Origin of the sequence: Burkholderia sp. Bp8963, from assembly GCF_003854275.1 — a bacterium.
Lineage (GTDB): Bacteria > Pseudomonadota > Gammaproteobacteria > Burkholderiales > Burkholderiaceae > Burkholderia.
On the sequence record NZ_QTQP01000006.1, the window covers coordinates 22,807 to 40,846 of the forward strand.

The 18,040-nt window shown below is 66.6% G+C and carries 15 protein-coding genes; 3 read left to right on the plus strand and 12 right to left on the minus strand.

Features of this window, described 5'->3' with window-relative positions:
* Positions 1–50: 50 nt before the first annotated feature.
* The 12 genes from fabZ to rpsB all read right to left on the minus strand — a co-directional run bounded on the left by fabZ (position 51) and on the right by rpsB (position 12,256).
* Positions 51–518 carry a 3-hydroxyacyl-ACP dehydratase FabZ gene (gene fabZ / locus DID96_RS06845; RefSeq protein ID WP_006402657.1) on the minus strand — a complete coding sequence of 156 codons (468 nt, stop codon included), beginning with the start codon at positions 516–518 and terminating at the stop codon, positions 51–53.
* Positions 519–648: 130 nt separating this feature from the next.
* Positions 649–1,731, minus strand: coding sequence for a UDP-3-O-(3-hydroxymyristoyl)glucosamine N-acyltransferase (lpxD, locus tag DID96_RS06850; protein ID WP_124598572.1), 1,083 nt, complete (start codon positions 1,729–1,731; stop codon positions 649–651).
* A gap of 16 nt (positions 1,732–1,747) precedes the next feature.
* Positions 1,748–2,245 carry an OmpH family outer membrane protein gene (locus tag DID96_RS06855; RefSeq protein ID WP_185732189.1) on the minus strand — a complete coding sequence of 166 codons (498 nt, stop codon included), beginning with the start codon at positions 2,243–2,245 and terminating at the stop codon, positions 1,748–1,750.
* A gap of 64 nt (positions 2,246–2,309) precedes the next feature.
* Positions 2,310–4,619 (minus strand): outer membrane protein assembly factor BamA, encoded by a 2,310-nt coding sequence (gene bamA / locus DID96_RS06860; protein ID WP_124598575.1) that lies wholly within the window; start codon positions 4,617–4,619, stop codon positions 2,310–2,312.
* A gap of 61 nt (positions 4,620–4,680) precedes the next feature.
* Entirely contained in the window at positions 4,681–6,054 is a 1,374-nt protein-coding gene (rseP, locus tag DID96_RS06865) for an RIP metalloprotease RseP (protein ID WP_124598577.1), read from the minus strand.
* 11 nt (positions 6,055–6,065) lie between these two features.
* Positions 6,066–7,262 carry a 1-deoxy-D-xylulose-5-phosphate reductoisomerase gene (locus DID96_RS06870; RefSeq protein WP_124598579.1) on the minus strand — a complete coding sequence of 399 codons (1,197 nt, stop codon included), beginning with the start codon at positions 7,260–7,262 and terminating at the stop codon, positions 6,066–6,068.
* 16 nt (positions 7,263–7,278) lie between these two features.
* The gene (locus tag DID96_RS06875) at positions 7,279–8,103 is read right to left on the minus strand and encodes a phosphatidate cytidylyltransferase (protein WP_124598581.1); all 825 of its coding nucleotides are present in this window, start codon (positions 8,101–8,103) and stop codon (positions 7,279–7,281) included.
* On the minus strand, positions 8,097–8,879 hold the full coding sequence (uppS, locus tag DID96_RS06880) for a polyprenyl diphosphate synthase (RefSeq protein ID WP_124598583.1): 783 nt from the start codon (positions 8,877–8,879) through the stop codon (positions 8,097–8,099). The genes DID96_RS06875 and uppS overlap by 7 nt, the downstream gene beginning before the upstream one ends.
* Before the next feature lie 49 nt (positions 8,880–8,928).
* Positions 8,929–9,489 (minus strand): ribosome recycling factor, encoded by a 561-nt coding sequence (gene frr, locus DID96_RS06885; protein ID WP_124598585.1) that lies wholly within the window; start codon positions 9,487–9,489, stop codon positions 8,929–8,931.
* Positions 9,490–9,589: 100 nt separating this feature from the next.
* Entirely contained in the window at positions 9,590–10,303 is a 714-nt protein-coding gene (gene pyrH, locus DID96_RS06890) for a UMP kinase (RefSeq protein WP_026044643.1), read from the minus strand.
* Between the two features lie 162 nt (positions 10,304–10,465).
* Positions 10,466–11,347: a translation elongation factor Ts gene (gene tsf, locus DID96_RS06895; RefSeq protein WP_021159104.1), complete on the minus strand. Its 882-nt coding sequence runs from the start codon at positions 11,345–11,347 to the stop codon at positions 10,466–10,468.
* 162 nt (positions 11,348–11,509) lie between these two features.
* Positions 11,510–12,256: a 30S ribosomal protein S2 gene (rpsB, locus tag DID96_RS06900; RefSeq protein WP_124598587.1), complete on the minus strand. Its 747-nt coding sequence runs from the start codon at positions 12,254–12,256 to the stop codon at positions 11,510–11,512.
* A 408-nt stretch (positions 12,257–12,664) separates the two neighbouring features.
* Between rpsB and map the strand changes: the two genes are divergently transcribed.
* From map to DID96_RS06920, 3 genes are read left to right on the plus strand one after another with little or no spacing between them, the layout of a single operon-like run.
* A complete protein-coding gene (map, locus tag DID96_RS06910; RefSeq protein WP_124598589.1) occupies positions 12,665–13,480 on the plus strand; it encodes a type I methionyl aminopeptidase in 816 nt (271 codons plus the stop codon).
* 46 nt (positions 13,481–13,526) lie between these two features.
* Positions 13,527–16,103: a [protein-PII] uridylyltransferase gene (locus tag DID96_RS06915; RefSeq protein WP_124598591.1), complete on the plus strand. Its 2,577-nt coding sequence runs from the start codon at positions 13,527–13,529 to the stop codon at positions 16,101–16,103.
* Between the two features lie 16 nt (positions 16,104–16,119).
* Positions 16,120–17,952 carry a pseudouridine synthase gene (locus DID96_RS06920; RefSeq protein WP_124598592.1) on the plus strand — a complete coding sequence of 611 codons (1,833 nt, stop codon included), beginning with the start codon at positions 16,120–16,122 and terminating at the stop codon, positions 17,950–17,952.
* The last annotated feature ends 88 nt before the right edge of the window (positions 17,953–18,040 follow it).

Genomic DNA, 18,040 nt, shown 5'->3' on the forward strand with positions numbered 1-18,040 from the left:
TGCCTCTCAGTGTGATAAGTCGCGTTGCGTTGCGATGCGTGCCGCGCCGCTCAGGGCGCCGCGTCGGCCGTCTTGACCGTGCACATCAGCTCGGCTTCCGCCGCGACCTTGCCGTCCACTTCCGCCACCGCCTTGAACTTCCAGATGCCGCGGATATAGCGCTCGAACGTCACGTTCAGAATCAGTTGATCGCCCGGCTCGACGACCCGCTTGAAGCGCGCACCGTCGATCCCGACGAAGTAGTACAGCGTGTTTTCCGGATCCTTCGGCTGCTCTTCCGAGAAGGTCAGCAGCGCGGCGGCCTGCGCGAGCGCTTCGAGAATCAGTACCCCCGGCATCACCGGCCGCTTCGGGAAATGCCCCTGGAAGAACGGCTCGTTGATCGACACGTTCTTCAGCGCTTTGATGCCCTTGTGCGGCTCGAGTTCGAGCACGCGGTCGACGAGCAGAATCGGGTAGCGATGCGGCAGCAGCGTGAGGATCTTGTGGATGTCGAGATTGATTTTTTCAGTGCTCATGATGGTTCGTCTCACGCAGAGGCTGCGCGGTGGTGAAGCAAATGCTGATGCGGGCCGGCGCCCGGCCCTGTCGATCGAACCGGGCGGTACGCGCTGTTCCTGCCCGGTTCATGATGTCGCATGGTGTTGGTTACGCGTCCGTGCCGCCGCCCTGGGCGGCGAGCGCGGTTTCGAGCGCCTTGATGCGGTCGCGCAGTTTGTCGAGGTTGCGCACGAGCGCGGCGCTCTTGTTCCAGTCGCCGTGCTCGACGGCCGGGAACGCGCTCGTATAGATGCCGGCCTTCGGCAGCGACTTCGACACGCCCGATTTCGCGGTGACGATCACGTAGTCGCCGAGCGTCACGTGGCCGGCGATGCCGACCGCGCCGCCGATCATGCAGTGGCGGCCGATCGTCGTGCTGCCGGCGATGCCCGCACAGCCGGCGATCACCGTATATGCGCCGATCCGGCAGTTGTGGCCGATCTGGACCTGGTTGTCGATCTTCACGCATTCTTCGATGACCGTGTCGGCCATCGCGCCGCGGTCGATCGTCGTGTTCGCGCCGATTTCGACGTCCGGGCCGATCGACACGCCGCCGACCTGCGGAATCTTGACCCAGCTGCCGGTGCGCGCGTCGCCGTCGCCGACGAAATCCGGCGCGAAGCCGAAGCCGTCGGAGCCGATCACCGCGCCCGAGTGGACGATCGCACGCGGGCCGATCCGGCAGCCGTGATAAACCGACACGTTCGGATACAGGTGGGAGCCGGCGCCGATCTTCGTGCCGCGGCCGACGAACACGTTCGCATCGAGCTGCACGCCGTCCTCGATCACCGCGCCCGCCTCGATCGTCACGTGCGGACCGATCACCGCGGTCGCGGCGACCTGCGCGGCCGGATCGATCGTCGCGCTCGGATGCACGCCTGCGGCGCGCGGCGGCGTGGCGAGGTCGATGAACATCTGTGCGACGCGCGCGAAATACGCGTACGGATTCGGCGTCACGATGAAAGTGCGCCCATTTGCGGCCGCGCCCAGCTTTTCCAGATCCTTCGGCGCGATCAGCACCGCGCCTGCCCGGGTCGTCTCGACCTGCGACAGATACTTCGGGTTCGCGAGGAACGCGAGCTGCTGGGGGCCGGCCTGATCGAGCGGCGCAAGGCCGGCGACCTGGCACTGGCGGTCGCCGGCGATCTCGCCGCCGAACCGCTTTACGAGTTCCTCAAGCGTTAATGCCATACGTCGTCTGCTCCGTTCAGTTTACCGAGCCGGACGCGAGCGCCTTGAGCACCTTGTCGGTGATGTCGATGCGCGGGCTGACGTACACGGCTTCCTGCACGATCAGGTCGTAGTTCTGCTGTTCGGCGATCTGCTTGATGACCTTGTTCGCCCGCTCGAGCACCGCCGCGAGCTCTTCATTGCGGCGCTGGTTGAGATCCTCGCGGAACTCGCGCTGCTTGCGCTGGAAATCGGTGTCGAGCTGGGCGAGATCGCGCTGCTTCTGCGCGCGGTCGGCCGGCGACAGCGATGCGCCGTTCTTGTCGAGCGAGTCCGACATCGACTTCAGGCGCGCCGCCATCTCCTGCAGATCCTTGTCGCGCTTCGCGAACTCGGCTTCGAGCTTCGTCTGCGCCGCCTTCGCGGGCACGGACTCGCGCAGGATCCGATCCGAATTGACCGCCGCGATGCGGGCGACGTCCTGAGCGTGCACCGTCGCCGCGCCCAAGGCCAGCGCAACGGTCAGCGCACACATCAATCGTTTCGAAAACTTACCGGTTAGCAAAATTACCCTCTCGTGCTGTTGTCATGAGCGTTCGTCAGAACGCCGTCCCGATCTGGAACTGGAATTTCTGGTACTGGTCGCCTTCGTGCTTCTGCAGCGGGAAGCCGAGGCTCAGCTTGAGCGGGCCGATCGGCGAAATCCACGCGAGACCGACACCGTAGCCGTAACGCAGGCCGTTCGCGCCCGTGCTGGTGCCGCCCGGCGCATTGCCCCAGACGTTACCGCCGTCGAGGAACGTGAACACGCGCAGCGTGCGGTCGTAGCCGGTGCCCGGCAGCGGGAACGTCAGCTCGATGTTGCCGACGAGCATCTTCGAGCCGCCGATCGGGTCGTTCGTCTTCGTGTCGCGCGGGCCCAGCGAGCTCGGCTCGTAGCCACGCACGGAGCCGATACCGCCCGCGTAGTAGTTCTTGAAGATCGGGTACGGGTTGCCGATGCCGTTGCCGTAGCCGCCCTGCAGGTTCATGCCCAGGATGAAGCCGCGCGAGAACGAGTAGTAATACTGCGCCTGCAGGTCCGCCTTGTAGTACTGGATCTTGCCGACCGGCACCCCGTACTCCATGTTCGCCTGCGTGAAGTAGCCACGGCTCGGGATCAGCGCGCTGTCGCGCGCGTCGCGCGACCACGCGACCGTCAGCGGCACCGTGTTCGACACGCGGCCGAACTGGTTCACGTAATCCTGGTAGCTCTGCGGCGTGTTCGAATCGACGTCGAGACGGTTCTGCTCGAAGCCCGCGCCAAAGTAGACGGTGTCGACTTCCGAGAACGGAATGCCGAACTTCAGGTTGCCGCCCGCGCTGACGATCTTGAAGCTCGAGCTCGTCGAATAATAGAGCGGCTGGTACGTGCGGTAGTAGACGTCGGTGATCCGCTTGATGCCGTCGACTGTAAAGTACGGGTCGACCTGCGTGACGGTCAGCGTCCGGTAGCTCTTCGCGGTGTTGACGTTCACCGCGAGGCTCGTGCCCGAGCCGAACACGTTGTCCTGCGACACGCCCGCCGACAGCACGACCTTGTCCGTCGACGAGAAGCCCGCACCCAACGTGATCGCGCCGGTCGGCTTTTCCGCGACCTTGACGTTCACGTCGACCTGGTCGTTCGTGCCTTCGACCGGCACCGTCGTCACGTCGACGTCGGTGAAGTAGCCGAGACGGTTCACGCGGTCCTTCGACAGCGCGAGACGGTTCGAATCGAACCACGAGCTCTCGAGCTGGCGCATTTCGCGGCGCACGACCTCGTCGCGCGTACGCGTGTTACCGACGACGTTGATGCGGCGCACGTATACGCGGCGGCTCGGATCGACGACGAGCGTCAGGTTCACCTTGTGGTTCGCCTGGTCGATGTCCGGCTGCGCGTTGACGGTCGCAAATGCGTAGCCGTATTCGCCGAGCTTGTCGACGATCGCCTTCGTCGTCTGCTGCAGCTTCTCGGCCGAGAAGCGGTCGCCCGGCTTGACCTTGACGAGTCTGGTCAGCTCGGCCTCGCGGTCGAGCAGGTTGCCCGCGAGCTTGATGCCGGACACCGTGTACGGTTCGCCTTCGTGCAGCGTGACCGTCAGGTACATGTCCTTCTTGTCCGGCGAGATCGACACCTGGGTCGACTCGATGTTGAACTCGAGGTAGCCGCGGTTCAGGTAGTACGAGCGCACCGCCTCGAGGTCGCCGGTCAGCTTTTCCTTCGAGTACAGGTCGTTCTTCGTGTACCAGGAGAACCAGTTCGGCGTCGACAGCTGCATCTCGTCGCGCAGCGTGCTCGTCTTGAATGCCTTGTTGCCGATGAAGTTGATCTGGCGGATCTTCGCGCTCGGGCCTTCGGCCACTGCGAACAGGATCGACACGCGGTTCGCGTCGACCGGCGTGACGGTCGTCTTGACCTCGGCCGCGTAGAAGCCGCGCGTCAGGTACTGGCGCTTGAGCTCCTGCTCCGCCTTGTCGACGAGCGCCTTGTCGTAGTAGCGGCCGTCCGCAAGACCGACCGCGCGCAGCGCCTTCGTCAGGTTGTCCTTGTCGAATTCCTTCGTGCCGGTGAAGTCGATCGATGCGATCGCCGGACGCTCCTGCACCTGCACGATCACGACGTTGCCCTGGGTGGCGATGCGCACGTCGTTGAAAAAGCCCGTCGCGTACAGCGCGCGGATTGCTTCGGATGCCTTGTCGTCGGTGAACGTGTCGCCTTGCTTGATCGGCAGGTAGGCAAACACGGAACCGGGTTCGACGCGCTGCAAGCCCTCGATCTTGATGTCTTGCACCACGAACGGTGCCGCTGCGTGCGCCGCGAGGCCGTGCGCAGCGAGCGCCGCCGCTGCGACTGTCTTAGGTACAAAGCGATGAGGTTTGAACAACATGCATCCCCAATATTTAGCTGCATCGAATCAGGCGGCTGCCCTGCGGCCGCCGCCTGACGCTTCAGAAATGGATTAACCGAGCCAGATCGTTGAACAGCGCGATCGCCGACAATGCGACGATGCAGATCAACCCGGCTCTTTGCAGAATCAGCTGCCAGCGCTCCGAAACGGCTTTCCCGGTCGCGGCTTCAACCAGATAATATAACAGATGCCCCCCGTCCAAAACGGGAATCGGCAACAAGTTAAGTACCCCAAGGCTAATGCTGACAAGGGCGAGGAACGACAGGAACGCCGACGGACCGAGCCGTGCGCTCTTGCCTGCGTAGTCGGCAATCGTCACCGGGCCGGACAGGTTCTTCAGCGATGCGTCGCCGGTGATCATCCGCCCGAACATCCGCAGCGAATACACCGAGATGTCCCACGTGCGGCGTGCGCCGAGCTTCAGGCTCTCGAGCGGCCCGTAGCGCACGTCGACGCTCGGGGTGTGCATTGACAGCGCGGCGCCGATGCGGCCGACCTGCTGCCCGGTTTCGTCGTCGCGCTGCACTTGCGGCACGATCGTGACCGTCTGCGTCGCCCCGCCGCGCCCGATCCTGAGCGTGAGCGGCTTGCCCGCATGGTGCTTTACTGCGTCGATGAAGCGCGACGCGCCGCCGATCCGCTCGCCGTCGAGCGCGAGCAGCGTGTCGCCGCCCTTCAGGCCGGCCCGCTCGGCCGCGCTGCCCGGCTGCACCGATGCGACCGACAGCGCACCGCCGCCCGTATCGAAGCCGAGCCGCAGCATGAAATCGTCATCGAGCGCGTTTTCCGGCACACGGCGCAGGTCGACGCGGAAATCGTACGTCGACGCACCGCCATCGCGGGCGCCCAGCACGACTTCCCGATGATCGAATGCGGCGGCGAGGAGCTTCCAGCGCAGGTCCGACCACGAGCGCACCGGTTGGGCGTCGCCGCCCTGCGCGTCGCGGATCGACACGATCGTCTCGCTGCCGTCGAAGCCGGCCCGGGCCGCGACCGTGCCGGCCGCCGGCGGCGCGATGATCGCCGCGGGTTCAGTCACGCCGGTGGCGAAAACAACGGAAAACAGTGCGATTGCGAGCAGGAAGTTGGCAATCGGCCCGGCCACCACGATCGCGATGCGCTTGCCGACCGACTGGCGGTTGAACGCCTGCCCGAGCTCTTCCGGCTTCACGCCGGGGCCTGGATCGCGCTCGTCGAGCATCTTCACGTAGCCGCCGAGCGGCAGCGCGGACAGCGTCCACTCGGTGCCCGTCCTGCGGCTGACCCACCGTGCGACCGGCTGGCCGAAGCCGATCGAGAAGCGGAGCACCTTCACGCCGCACCAGCGCGCGACGCGGTAATGCCCGTACTCATGCACGACGACCAGTACCCCGATCGCCACTGCAAACGCGATCAGTTCAACCAGCACGTTCATGAGCACCTCATTCAGGCAGTGCGCTCCACGCGTGGCGCAGGCGCTTTGGCAATGATCTCGGCGGCGAGGCGGCGTGCCTCGGCATCCGCCGCCAGGACGTCGTCGAGCCCGTTCGGTGCGCGGTTCGGCAGTGCGTTGAGGACTGCGTCGACCGTCGACGCGATCGCCATGAAGCCGATCCGGCGCGTGAGAAACGCTTCGACCGCGATCTCGTTCGCCGCGTTCAACGCGGCGCTCGCGATGCCGCCTTCGGCCAGCGCCTTCAGCGCGAGCGCGAGGCACGGGAAGCGCGCGTAGTCGGGCTTCTCGAACGACAGCTGCGCGATCTGCGCGAGGTCGAGCTGTTCGACGCCCGCGTCGACGCGGTCCGGGTAGGCAAGCGCATGCGCGATCGGCGTGCGCATGTCGGGGTTGCCGAGCTGCGCGAGCACCGAGCCGTCGCGGTACGACACGAGCGAATGGATCACGCTCTGCGGATGGATCAGCACGTCGATCCGGTCGCCCGGCAGCCCGAAGATCCAGTGCGCCTCGATCACCTCGAGGCCCTTGTTCATCATCGTCGCGGAATCGACCGAGATCTTGCGGCCCATCACCCAGTTCGGGTGCTTGCACGCCTCGTCGGGCGTCACGTCGACGAGCGTCGCCGGCTCGCGGGTGCGGAACGGGCCGCCCGACGCGGTCAGGATGATCTTCGCGATCCCGCCGTGCTCGGCCGCGTCGCGCGGCATGCACTGGAAGATCGCGTTGTGTTCGCTGTCGACCGGCAGCAGGATCGCGCCGTGGTCGCGCACCGCGTCCATGAAGATCGCGCCCGACATCACGAGCGATTCCTTGTTCGCGAGCAGGATGCGCTTGCCGGCACGCGCGGCCGCGAGGCTCGGTGCGAGACCGGCCGCACCGACAATCGCCGCGACGACGGTGTCGCACTGGTCGCTCTTCGACACGTCGACGAGCGCCTGCGGCCCGTAGGCTACCTCGGTCTTGCTGCCGGCCGCGCGCAGTTGCGCTTCGACCTGCGCGGCCGTCTCGGCATCGCCGACCACGGCCACTTCGGGCGCGAAGCGCAGGCACTGGGCGACCAGCTTGTCGCCGTTGCGGTGCGCAGTCAGCGCGTAAACCGAAAAGCGCTCCGGATGGCGCGCGACCACGTCGAGCGTGCTGTCTCCGATCGAGCCCGTGGAACCGAGCAATGTCAGGCGTTTTTGCATAACAGAAGTGTAGGTTTTAACCGTGAAACAGCAGCATCGCGAGCGGCAGCACGGGCAGCAGCGCGTCGACACGGTCGAGCACGCCGCCGTGTCCCGGCAGGAGCCCGCTCGAGTCCTTCACGCCGGCCTGGCGCTTCAGCAGCGACTCGAACAGGTCGCCGATCACGCTGTACGCGACGAGCAGCGTCAGTGCCGCCCAGGCGCCCGGCCCGCCGAACTGCGCGGCAAAGGCGGAAAAAAGGGTCGGCTCGAACAGGTGCGCGGCCATCGCGACGCTCGCGACGATCATCACGGCGAGCCAGCCGCCGACGGCCCCTTCCCAGCTCTTCCCGGGGCTGATCGTAACTGCGAGTTTACGCTTGCCGAAGGCCTTGCCCGCGAAATATGCGCCGATGTCGGCCAGCCAGACGACGAGCAGCAGCGACAGAACGAACGGCACGCCCTGCGCACGCGCGGCGACGAGCGCATGCCAGCAGGCCGCGAAGATCACGACGCCGGCCAGCAGCAGGAACGGCTGCCACACGCCGCCGGCGAGCACCGGCTTGCGACTGAGCGTGAACGGGCCGACCAGCAGCCAGAACACGCCGGCTGCCGCAAAGAGCGGACGGGATGTGGCGTCACCGACGCCGAGCCGCGTCGTTGCGAACAGTGCCAGCGCGGCAACGACCGCGTAGACGACCGGGCCGGCGCCGCGCAGCTTCAGCAGGCGCGCCCATTCCCACGCGGCGAACACCAGCACGACGCCGATCAGCGCGCCGAACGCCATCAACGGCGCGAACAGCGTCACCGGCAGCAGCACCGCCAGCAGCACGATCGCCGTGATTACACGGGTTTTCAGCATGAAAGGGAGTCGGCGTTCTGCGACTGCGACTCGACCTGCGCGCTCGTGCGTCCGAAACGGCGCTCGCGCTCGGTGTACGACGCCAGCGCGTCGGCCAGCGCAGCACCGTCGAAATCCGGCCAGTATTTGTCGGTGAAATAGAATTCGGCGTACGCGAGCTGCCACAGCAGGAAGTTGCTGATGCGCTGCTCGCCGCCGGTGCGGATGAAGAGATCGGGTTCCGGCGCGTAGGCCATCGCCAGGTGGGGCGCGAACGATGCCTCGCTGATTTCCACCTCGCGGCCCTCGCGCAATGCCTGCTCGACGAGTTTCTTCGTCGCCTGCAGGATGTCCCACCGGCCGCCGTAGTTCGCGGCGATGGTGAGCGTGAGGCGCGTGTTGCGCGCCGTCTTGGTTTCGGCGCGGCGGATCAGGTCGCGGATGCGCGGCTCGAAACGATCGAGATCGCCAACCACACGCAGGCGGATCCCGTTCGCATGAAGCTTGCCGACCTCGCGCTCGAGCGCGGTGATGAACAGCCGCATCAGGAACGACACTTCGTCGTTCGGCCGCCGCCAGTTTTCCGAGCTGAACGCGAACAGCGTCAGGTATTCGACGCCGGCGCGCGCGCAACCTTCGACGACCGCCCGCACGGCGTCCACGCCGCGCGTGTGCCCCGCGACGCGCGGCAGGCGGCGTTCGGTCGCCCAACGGCCGTTGCCGTCCATGATGATCGCGATGTGACGCGGCACGACGCCGACGTCAGGCACGCGAACGGTAGAGCTGGTATAGGTCATGGCCGTTGAGACTGTAATGCGGAAAGAAGGCGGCACGCGAGGACGGTCGTCAGACCGTCATGATCTCGGCTTCCTTGCTCTGCACGAGCTTGTCGACTTCGGCGACGTGCTTGTCGGTCAGCTTCTGCACGTCGTCGCCGGCACGGCGCTCGTCGTCTTCCGAGATTTCCTTGTCCTTCACGAGCTTCTTGAGCTGCTCGTTCGCGTCGCGGCGCAGGTTGCGGATCGCGACCTTCGCGGTCTCGCCTTCGCTCTTGACGACCTTCGTCAGCTCGCGGCGGCGCTCTTCCGTCAGCGGCGGCATCGGCACGCGGATCAGGTCGCCGGACGTCGCCGGGTTCAGGCCGAGGTCGGCTTCGCGGATCGCCTTCTCGACCTTCGCGACCATGTTCTTTTCCCACGGCTGCACGCCGATCGTGCGCGCGTCGACGAGCGTCAGGTTGGCTACCTGCGAGATCGGCACCATCGAGCCGTAGTAGTCGACCTGCACGTGATCGAGCAGGCCCGTGTGCGCGCGACCCGTGCGGATCTTCGCCAGATCGTTCTTGAACGCTTCGATCGAGCGCTGCATCTTCTGCTCTACGCCCTTCTTGACATCAGCGACACTCATTTCAACCTCCGAACCTTCAAATCTTCAATGAACGCGGGCCAGCGCGCGCCCGACGGCACCGCGCCGGTCACCCGCGCCGGCAGCCCGCATCCGCGGGAGTTTACACGTGGACGAGCGTACCTTCGTCCTCGCCCAGCACGATGCGCTTGAGCGCGCCCGGCTTGTTGATCGAAAACACGCGAATCGGCAGCTTCTGGTCGCGGCAGAGCGCGAACGCGGTCGCGTCCATCACCTGCAGGTTACGGCTGATCGCCTCGTCGAAGGTGATCGTCGTATAGCGCGTGGCGGACGGATCCTTCTTCGGATCGGCCGAATAGACACCGTCGACCTTCGTCGCCTTCAGCACGACCTCCGCGCCCACTTCCGAGCCGCGCAGCGCAGCGGCCGTGTCGGTCGTGAAGAACGGGTTGCCGGTACCGGCCGCGAAGATCACCACCCGGCCCTCCTCGAGCTGGCGGATCGCGCGGGGACGGATGTACGGCTCGACGACCTGGTCCATCCGCAGTGCCGACTGCACGCGCGCCTCGATGCCCGCGTGGCGCATCGCGTCCTGCAGCGCCAGCGCGTTCATCATCGTCGCCAGCATCCCCATGTAGTCGGCCGTCGCGCGGTCCATGCCGGCCGCGCCGCCCGCGACGCCGCGGAAAATATTACCGCCCCCGATCACCACCGCGAGCTGCGTGCCGAGACGCACGACTTCGGCGATGTCGGCCACCATCCGTTCGATCGTAGCGCGATTGATGCCAAAGGCATCGTCGCCCATCAGCGCTTCGCCGGAAAGTTTGAGGAGGACGCGTTTATAGGCATTGGGCATAGGGGCTTCCGAGCGACGAGAGGATGACAACCACGAACTGTAGGGGCGAAATACTGATTCGGGCAAGCGCCACCGGCCAGACCGGACCTGCCGGACAGCCGGCGGCGCCGCCGGCCGCGGCGGGACGGACGCCCGCCGCGGGTATTGCTGGATTACGACGGCTTACTGCTGCTTTGCTGCTGCAACTTGCGCGGCCACTTCGGCGGCGAAGTCGTCCTGACGCTTCTCGATGCCTTCGCCGACGACGAACAGCGCGAACTTCTGCACTGCAGCATTGGCTGCCTTCAGCATCTGCTCGATCGTCTGCTTGTCATTCTTCACGAACGTCTGGTTCAGCAGCGACACTTCCTTCAGGTACTTCTGGACGCTGCCGTCGACCATCTTCGCGACGATCTCGGCCGGCTTGCCCGATTCCGCAGCCTTCTGCTCGGCCACGCGGCGCTCCGTCTCGATCAGCTCGGCCGGCACGTCAGCCGACGACAGCGCGACCGGCTTCATTGCCGCGATGTGCATCGCGACGTCCTTGCCGACCTGCTCTTCCGCACCCGTGTACTCGACGATCACGCCGATACGCGCGCCGTGCAGGTACGTTGCGATCTTGTTTGCGGTTTCGAAACGGACGAAACGGCGGATCGAGACGTTCTCGCCGATCTTGCCGATCAGTGCCAGGCGCACTGCGTCGACCGTCGAGCCTTCGAGCGGCAGTGCCGACAGCGCTGCCACGTCAGCCGGGTTTTGCGTCGCGACGAGTTCGGCGACGGTCTTCGAGAATGCGAGGAAGTCGTCGTTCTTCGCGACGAAGTCGGTTTCGCAGTTCAGTTCGACGAGCGCGCCGGCATTGCCGCCGACGAACGATGCGACGACGCCTTCGGCCGTCACGCGCGATGCCGCCTTGCTCGCCTTGTTGCCGAGCTTGACGCGCAGCAGCTCTTCAGCCTTGGCCAGATCGCCGTCGGCTTCCGTCAGCGCCTTCTTGCACTCCATCATCGGTGCGTCGGTCTTTGCGCGCAGTTCTGCCACCATGCTTGCGGTAATTGCCGCCATCATTCGCTCCTTGAGTCTGTATTCACAACGCCGCCCGCTTTGACGCGAGCGGCCGGGATTCGTTTCCGGACCCGCGCCAACGCGGCGCGATCAGGTCCGGCGCACAAGCTTAAAAAAAGGGGGCCTGTTGAGAGCCCCCTTTTTGCGCCGGCTCGGGGCCAGTTACGCGTTTTCCTCGACGTACTCGTCGTCGCCGCCGCTGCGCACTGCCTGGACCACTTCGTTGACCGCGTTCGCACGGCCTTCGAGGATCGCGTCGGCCACGCCTTCAGCGTACAGCGCGACGGCCTTGCTCGAGTCGTCGTTACCCGGGATCACGTAATCCACACCTTCCGGCGAGTGGTTCGTATCGACCACGGCGATGACCGGCACGCCCAGCTTGTTCGCTTCGGTAACGGCAATCTTGTGGTAGCCGACGTCGACGACGAAGATTGCGTCCGGAATGCCGCCCATGTCCTTCACGCCGCCGATCGACTTCTGCAGCTTGGCGATTTCGCGTTCGAACAGCAGTGCTTCCTTCTTGCTCATCTTCTCGAGCTCGCCTGCCTCGACTGCCGCTTCCATGTCCTTCAGGCGCTTGATCGATACCTTCAGCGTCTTGAAGTTGGTCATCATGCCGCCGAGCCAGCGTGCGTTGACGAACGGCATGCCTGCGCGCTGCGCTTCCTGGGCGATCGTGTCACGCGATTGACGCTTCGTGCCGACGAACAGGATCGTGCCGCGGTTCGCTGCCAGCTGGCGCACGTACTTCTGTGCGTCCGTGAACATCGGCAGCGTCTTTTCGAGGTTGATGATGTGAATCTTGTTGCGGTGACCGAAAATGAACGGAGCCATCTTCGGGTTCCAGAAGCGGGTCTGGTGACCGAAGTGGACACCTGCTTCCAGCATTTGGCGCATCGTAACTGCCATGTAAATTCTCCACGAGGGTTGGGTCTTAAGCCGGCCGCCGTACCTGCCGCGCGAACGCGCCCCGAAAGGCTTGCCTCCCCGAAGGAGGCCGGATTCAGCGCGGCCGGCACCCTGGTTGCGCCGGCTTGCGATTCGGCACGTGCGGAATGCCCGTGCCGCAAGCCTGCACCGCAAACGCCGCCCCCGAATCGGAACGGATCGGGGCATGACAGGCATTTGAGTGTCGACTTAGCCAAAGAGTATAGCACGCCCATTTGTCGGCTCTCAAGTCGCCCGCCACTTTGCCGCACCGGTCGCCACGCGCACGGCAATCCGCAAAAACCCGCGTCCGCGCAAGCGCCCGGGGGCTGCGACGCACGGCATAAGGTGCGATAATTCGTCAATTCACCGCTTTCCAGGCACACCTCGATGGCTATTACGCTCAAAAACGAACACGATATCGCGCAGATGCGCGTCGCCTGCCGTCTGGCGAGCGAAGTGCTCGATTTCATCACCCCGCACGTCGTCGCGGGCATCACGACGGCCGAGCTCGATCGCCTCTGCCATGAGTACATGGTGAAGGAACAGGGCACGGTTCCCGCACCGCTGAACTACCAGCCGCCCGGCTACCCGCCGTACCCGAAGGCCACCTGCATCTCGGTCAACGACGTGATCTGCCACGGCATCCCGGGCGACAAGACGATCAAGAACGGCGATGCGCTCAACATCGACATCACCGTGATCAAGGACGGTTACTTCGGCGACACGAGCCGGATGTTCATCGTCGGCGAAGGCTCGATCCTCGCGAAGCGCCTCGTGCAGACCACCTACGAATGCATGTGGCTCGGCATCGACCAGGTCAAACCGGGCGCGCATCTCGGCGACATCGGCCACGCAATCCAGAAGCACGCGGAAGCGCAGGGCTACAGCGTCGTGCGCGAATACTGCGGCCACGGGATCGGCACGGTGTTCCACGAGGATCCGCAGGTCGTCCACTACGGCCGTCCGGGCACCGGCGTCGAGCTGAAACCGGGGATGATCTTCACGATCGAGCCGATGATCAACGCCGGCAAGCGCGACATCCGCACGATGCCCGACCAGTGGACGGTCAAGACGCGCGACCGCAGCCTGTCCGCGCAGTGGGAGCACACGGTGCTCGTCACCGAGACCGGGTACGACGTGCTGACGGTGTCCGCCGGCTCGCCGGCCCGCCCCGTGTTCGCCAACTCGGCCGCGGCGGTCTGAGCGCGTCCGCGCCAGCCCGCCCTGCCCGTCACCTGATCCGCCACCGATGAGCGCTCACGCCGCCCCCTCGACCGAAGCGCTGTCGCGGCGCGCCGAACTCAAGGCCGTCAAGACCGACCTGCTTGCGCGCTTTCGCAGCGCAGCGAACGTCGCATCGCTGATGCACGCGCTGTCGAAAGCGACCGACGACGCGCTGAAATGCGTGTGGGACGATTGCGGGCTGCCGGCGACGCTCGCGCTCGTCGCGGTCGGCGGCTACGGGCGCGGCGAGCTCGCGCCCTATTCCGACGTCGACATCCTCGTGCTGCTGCCCGACGGGCGCGACGCCGAGCTCGACGCGCGGATCGAGCGCTTCATCGGCATGGCGTGGGATCTCGGCCTCGAGATCGGCAGCAGCGTGCGCACGGTCGCGCAATGCATCGAGGAGGCGTCGCACGACGTCACGGTGCAGACGTCGCTGCTCGAGGCGCGCCGCATCGTCGGCAGCACCGCGCTGTTCGAGCGTTTCACGGTGCGCTACCACGAGGCGCTCGACGCCCGTGCGTTCTTCACCGCGAAGGTGCTCGAGATGCGCCAGCGTCACGCGAAGTTCCAGGACACGCCGTACAGCCTCGAGCCGAACGTGAAGGAAAGCCCGGGCGGGCTGCGCGACCTGCAGACGATCCTGTGGATCGCGCGCGCGGCCGGCTTCGGCAGCAGCTGGCGCGAACTCGACACGCGCGGCCTCATCACCGACCGCGAGGCACGCGAGCTGCGCCGCAACGAAAGCTTCCTGAAGACGCTGCGCGCGCGGCTGCACGTGATCGCCGGGCGCCGCCAGGACATGCTCGTGTTCGACCTGCAGACCCAGGCGGCCGAAAGCTTCGGCTACAAGCCGACGCCCGCCAAGCGCGCGAGCGAACAGCTGATGCGCCGCTACTACTGGGCCGCGAAGGCCGTCACGCAGCTCGCGACGATCCTGATCCAGAACATCGAGGCCCAGCTGTTCCCGGCGACGAGCGGCATCACGCGCGTGCTGTCGCCCGAGCGCTTCGTCGAGAAGCAGGGGATGCTCGAGATCGCCGCGGACGACGTGTTCGAGCGCCATCCGGACGCGATCCTCGAGGCGTTCCTGCTGTACGAGACGACGCGCGGCGTGAAGGGGCTGTCCGCGCGCACGCTGCGGGCGCTGTACAACTCGCGCGAGATCATGAACAACGCGTGGCGGCGCGATCCGCAGAACCGCCGCACGTTCATGCAGATCCTGCAGCAGCCGGAAGGCATCACGCACGCATTCCGGCTGATGAACCAGACGAGCGTGCTCGGCCGCTACCTGCTGAATTTCCGCCGCATCGTCGGCCAGATGCAGCACGACCTGTATCACGTGTACACGGTCGACCAGCACATTCTGATGGTGCTGCGCAACATCCGCCGCTTCGCGGTCGCCGAGCATGCGCACGAGTATCCGTTCTGCAGCCAGCTGATCGGCAACTTCGAGCGGCCGTGGGTGCTGTACGTCGCGGCGCTGTTCCACGACATCGCGAAGGGCCGCGGCGGCGATCATTCGCAGCTCGGGATGGCCGACGCGCGCCGCTTCTGCCGCGAGCACGGGATTGCCGCCGACGACTCGGCGCTCGTCGTGTGGCTCGTCCAGCATCACCTGACGATGAGCCAGGTCGCGCAAAAGCAGGACACGAGCGATCCGGAAGTGATCAAGCGCTTCGCCGACCTCGTCGGCACCGAGCGCCGGCTGACGGCGCTCTACCTGCTGACCGTCGCCGACATCCGCGGCACGAGCCCGAAGGTCTGGAACGCGTGGAAGGGCAAGCTGCTCGAGGACCTTTACCGCGCGACGCTCGCCGTCCTCGGCGGTGCGCAGCCGGACGCGCACTCCGAGCTGAAGTCCCGCCAGGAGGAAGCGCTCGCGCTGCTGCGCCTCGAAACCGTGCCCACGGACGCGCACCGCGCGCTGTGGGACCAGCTCGACGTCGGCTTCTTCCTGCGCCACGACGCCGCCGACATCGCGTGGCAGACCCGCGTGCTGTACCGGCACGTGAACGCCGAGACGGCGATCGTCCGCGCGCGGCCGTCGCCCGTCGGCGATGCGCTGCAAGTGCTCGTCTACGTGAAGGACCGCGCGGACCTGTTCGCGGGCATCTGCGCGTACTTCGACCGCAACGGGCTGTCGGTGCTCGACGCCCGCGTCAGCACGACGCGGCACGGCTACGCGCTCGACAACTTCATCGTCACGCAGACCGAGCACGACGTGCAGTACCGCGACATCGCGAATCTCGTCGAACAGCAGCTGGCGATGCGCCTCGCCGAGGCCTCGCCGCTGCCGGAACCGTCCAAGGGCCGGCTGTCGCGGCTGTCGCGCACGTTTCCGATCACGCCGCGTGTCGACCTGCGGGCCGACGAGCGCGGCCAGTACTACATCCTGTCCGTGTCCGCCAACGACCGGCCGGGCCTTCTTTATTCGATCGCGCGCGTGCTGGCCGAGCACCGGGTCGGCGTCCATGCGGCGCGGATCAATACGCTCGGCGAACGCGTCGAGGACATCTTCCTGCTCGACGGCGCCGGCCTGTCCGACAACCGTCTGCAGATTCAAGTCGAAACCGAGTTACTGCGCGCGATCGCAGTCTGAAAGCATTCCAGCGTTTATGCGCACCAAATTAACCGTCAAGAATCCGCGGCCGGCGTCGCCGACCCGCGCCCCCGTCCGTTCCGGCAGCCTCGTCGCCCGCAAGCCGGTGCGCGCCGCCGCGCCGGACGCGGCCGCCAAGCCGGCCCGCCCGAAGAAGGCGCTCGCGCCGAAGGAGGCCGGCGAGCGTACGTTCAAGCCGCGCGCCGCCGGTGGTGCGGAACGTCCGGGCGCGGATCGCGCGCCGGCGAAACGCCCGCCGCGTGACGGCGGCGCCGAGCGCAGCTACCGCGGCGGTGATGCGAAGCCCACCGGCCGCACTGAACGTGGCGCCGGCCGCCCCGGCGAAGGCCGTCCTGAAGGCCGCCCATACCGCGGCGCGGAAGGCAAGCCTGCTGCACGTGGCGAGCGCGGTGACACCCGTCCGTTTCGAAACGCAGACGCGAAACCCGGCGGCCGCTTCGAGCGTGGCGAGGGTCGTTCCGAAGGTCGTCCCGAAGGCCGTCCATATCGCAGCGCGGAAGGCAAGCCTACCGCGCGCGGCGAGCGTAGCGACACGCGTCCGTATCGCGGCGCAGACGCGAAACCCGGCGGCCGCTTCGAGCGTGGCGAAGGCCGCCCCGAAGGTCGCCCCGAAGGTCGTCCATATCGCAGCGCGGAAGGCAAACCCGCTGCACGCGGCGAGCGTGGCGAAGGCCGCGCCGGCGAATCCCGTCCGTATCGCGGCGCGAATGCAAGACCCTCGGGCGAACGCCGCAGCGCCGACGGCAAGTTCAGCCGCGGCAAGCCCGACGCACGTCCGGCCCGCCGCGACGACGATGCGCGGCCCCGCCGCGCGAACGCCGGCGCCGAAGGCGGCAAGCGCGCGGCCTATCGCGACGCGACGGGCGGCGAAGGCGCGAAGCGCAGCTTCGGCGACCGCCGCACCTCGTCCGAACGCCCGGCCCGCGCGCCGCGCGACGGCGAACGCTTCACGCGCAGCCCGGACGCTCCCGCCCGGCGCGGCAGTGCCGAACGGCCATCGTCCAGCGCAAGCTTCAAGACCGCGCAACCGGTGAAGCGCCGCGCGGCCGACGCTGATCACGGCGACGAATCGGGCCTGATGCGCCTGTCGAAACGCATGTCCGAGCTCGGCCTCTGCTCGCGCCGCGAAGCCGACGAATGGATCGAGAAAGGCTGGGTGCTGGTCGACGGCGAACGCATCGACACGCTCGGCACCAAGGTGCGGCCCGACCAGCGCATCGAGATCGACGAGCGCGCCAGTGCGGCACAAGCCGCGCAGGTGACGATCCTGCTGCACAAGCCGGTCGGCTATGTGTCGGGCCAGGCGGAAGACGGCTACGAGCCCGCGACCGTGCTGATCACGCGCGAGAACCACTGGAGCGGCGACCGCTCGGCGCTGCGCTTTTCGCCGCAGCATCTGCACTCGCTCGCGCCGGCCGGCCGGCTCGACATCGATTCGACCGGCCTGCTCGTGCTGACGCAGAACGGCCGGATCGCGAAGCAACTGATCGGCGAGCAGTCGGACATCGACAAGGAATACCTCGTGCGCGTGCGCTTCGGCGAACGGCTCCTCGACATCGACCAGCACTTCCCCGCGGAATCGCTCGCGAAGCTGCGCCACGGCCTCGAACTCGACGGCGTTGCGCTGAAGCCCGCGATGGTGAGCTGGCAGAACGGCGAGCAGCTGCGCTTCGTGCTGCGCGAAGGCAAGAAACGCCAGATCCGCCGCATGTGCGAACTGGTCGGCCTCGAGGTGATCGGCCTCAAGCGCGTGCGGATGGGCCGCGTGATGCTCGGCGCGTTGCCGCAGGGGCAATGGCGCTACCTGTCGGCCGACGAGACGTTCTGACGACGCGCGGCCGCGTCGCGCGCCGCTGTCGTGATAAAGCCCGCTTGCGCGGGCTTTTTTTCGTTTCGGCGTCTCGTCCTGACAATGG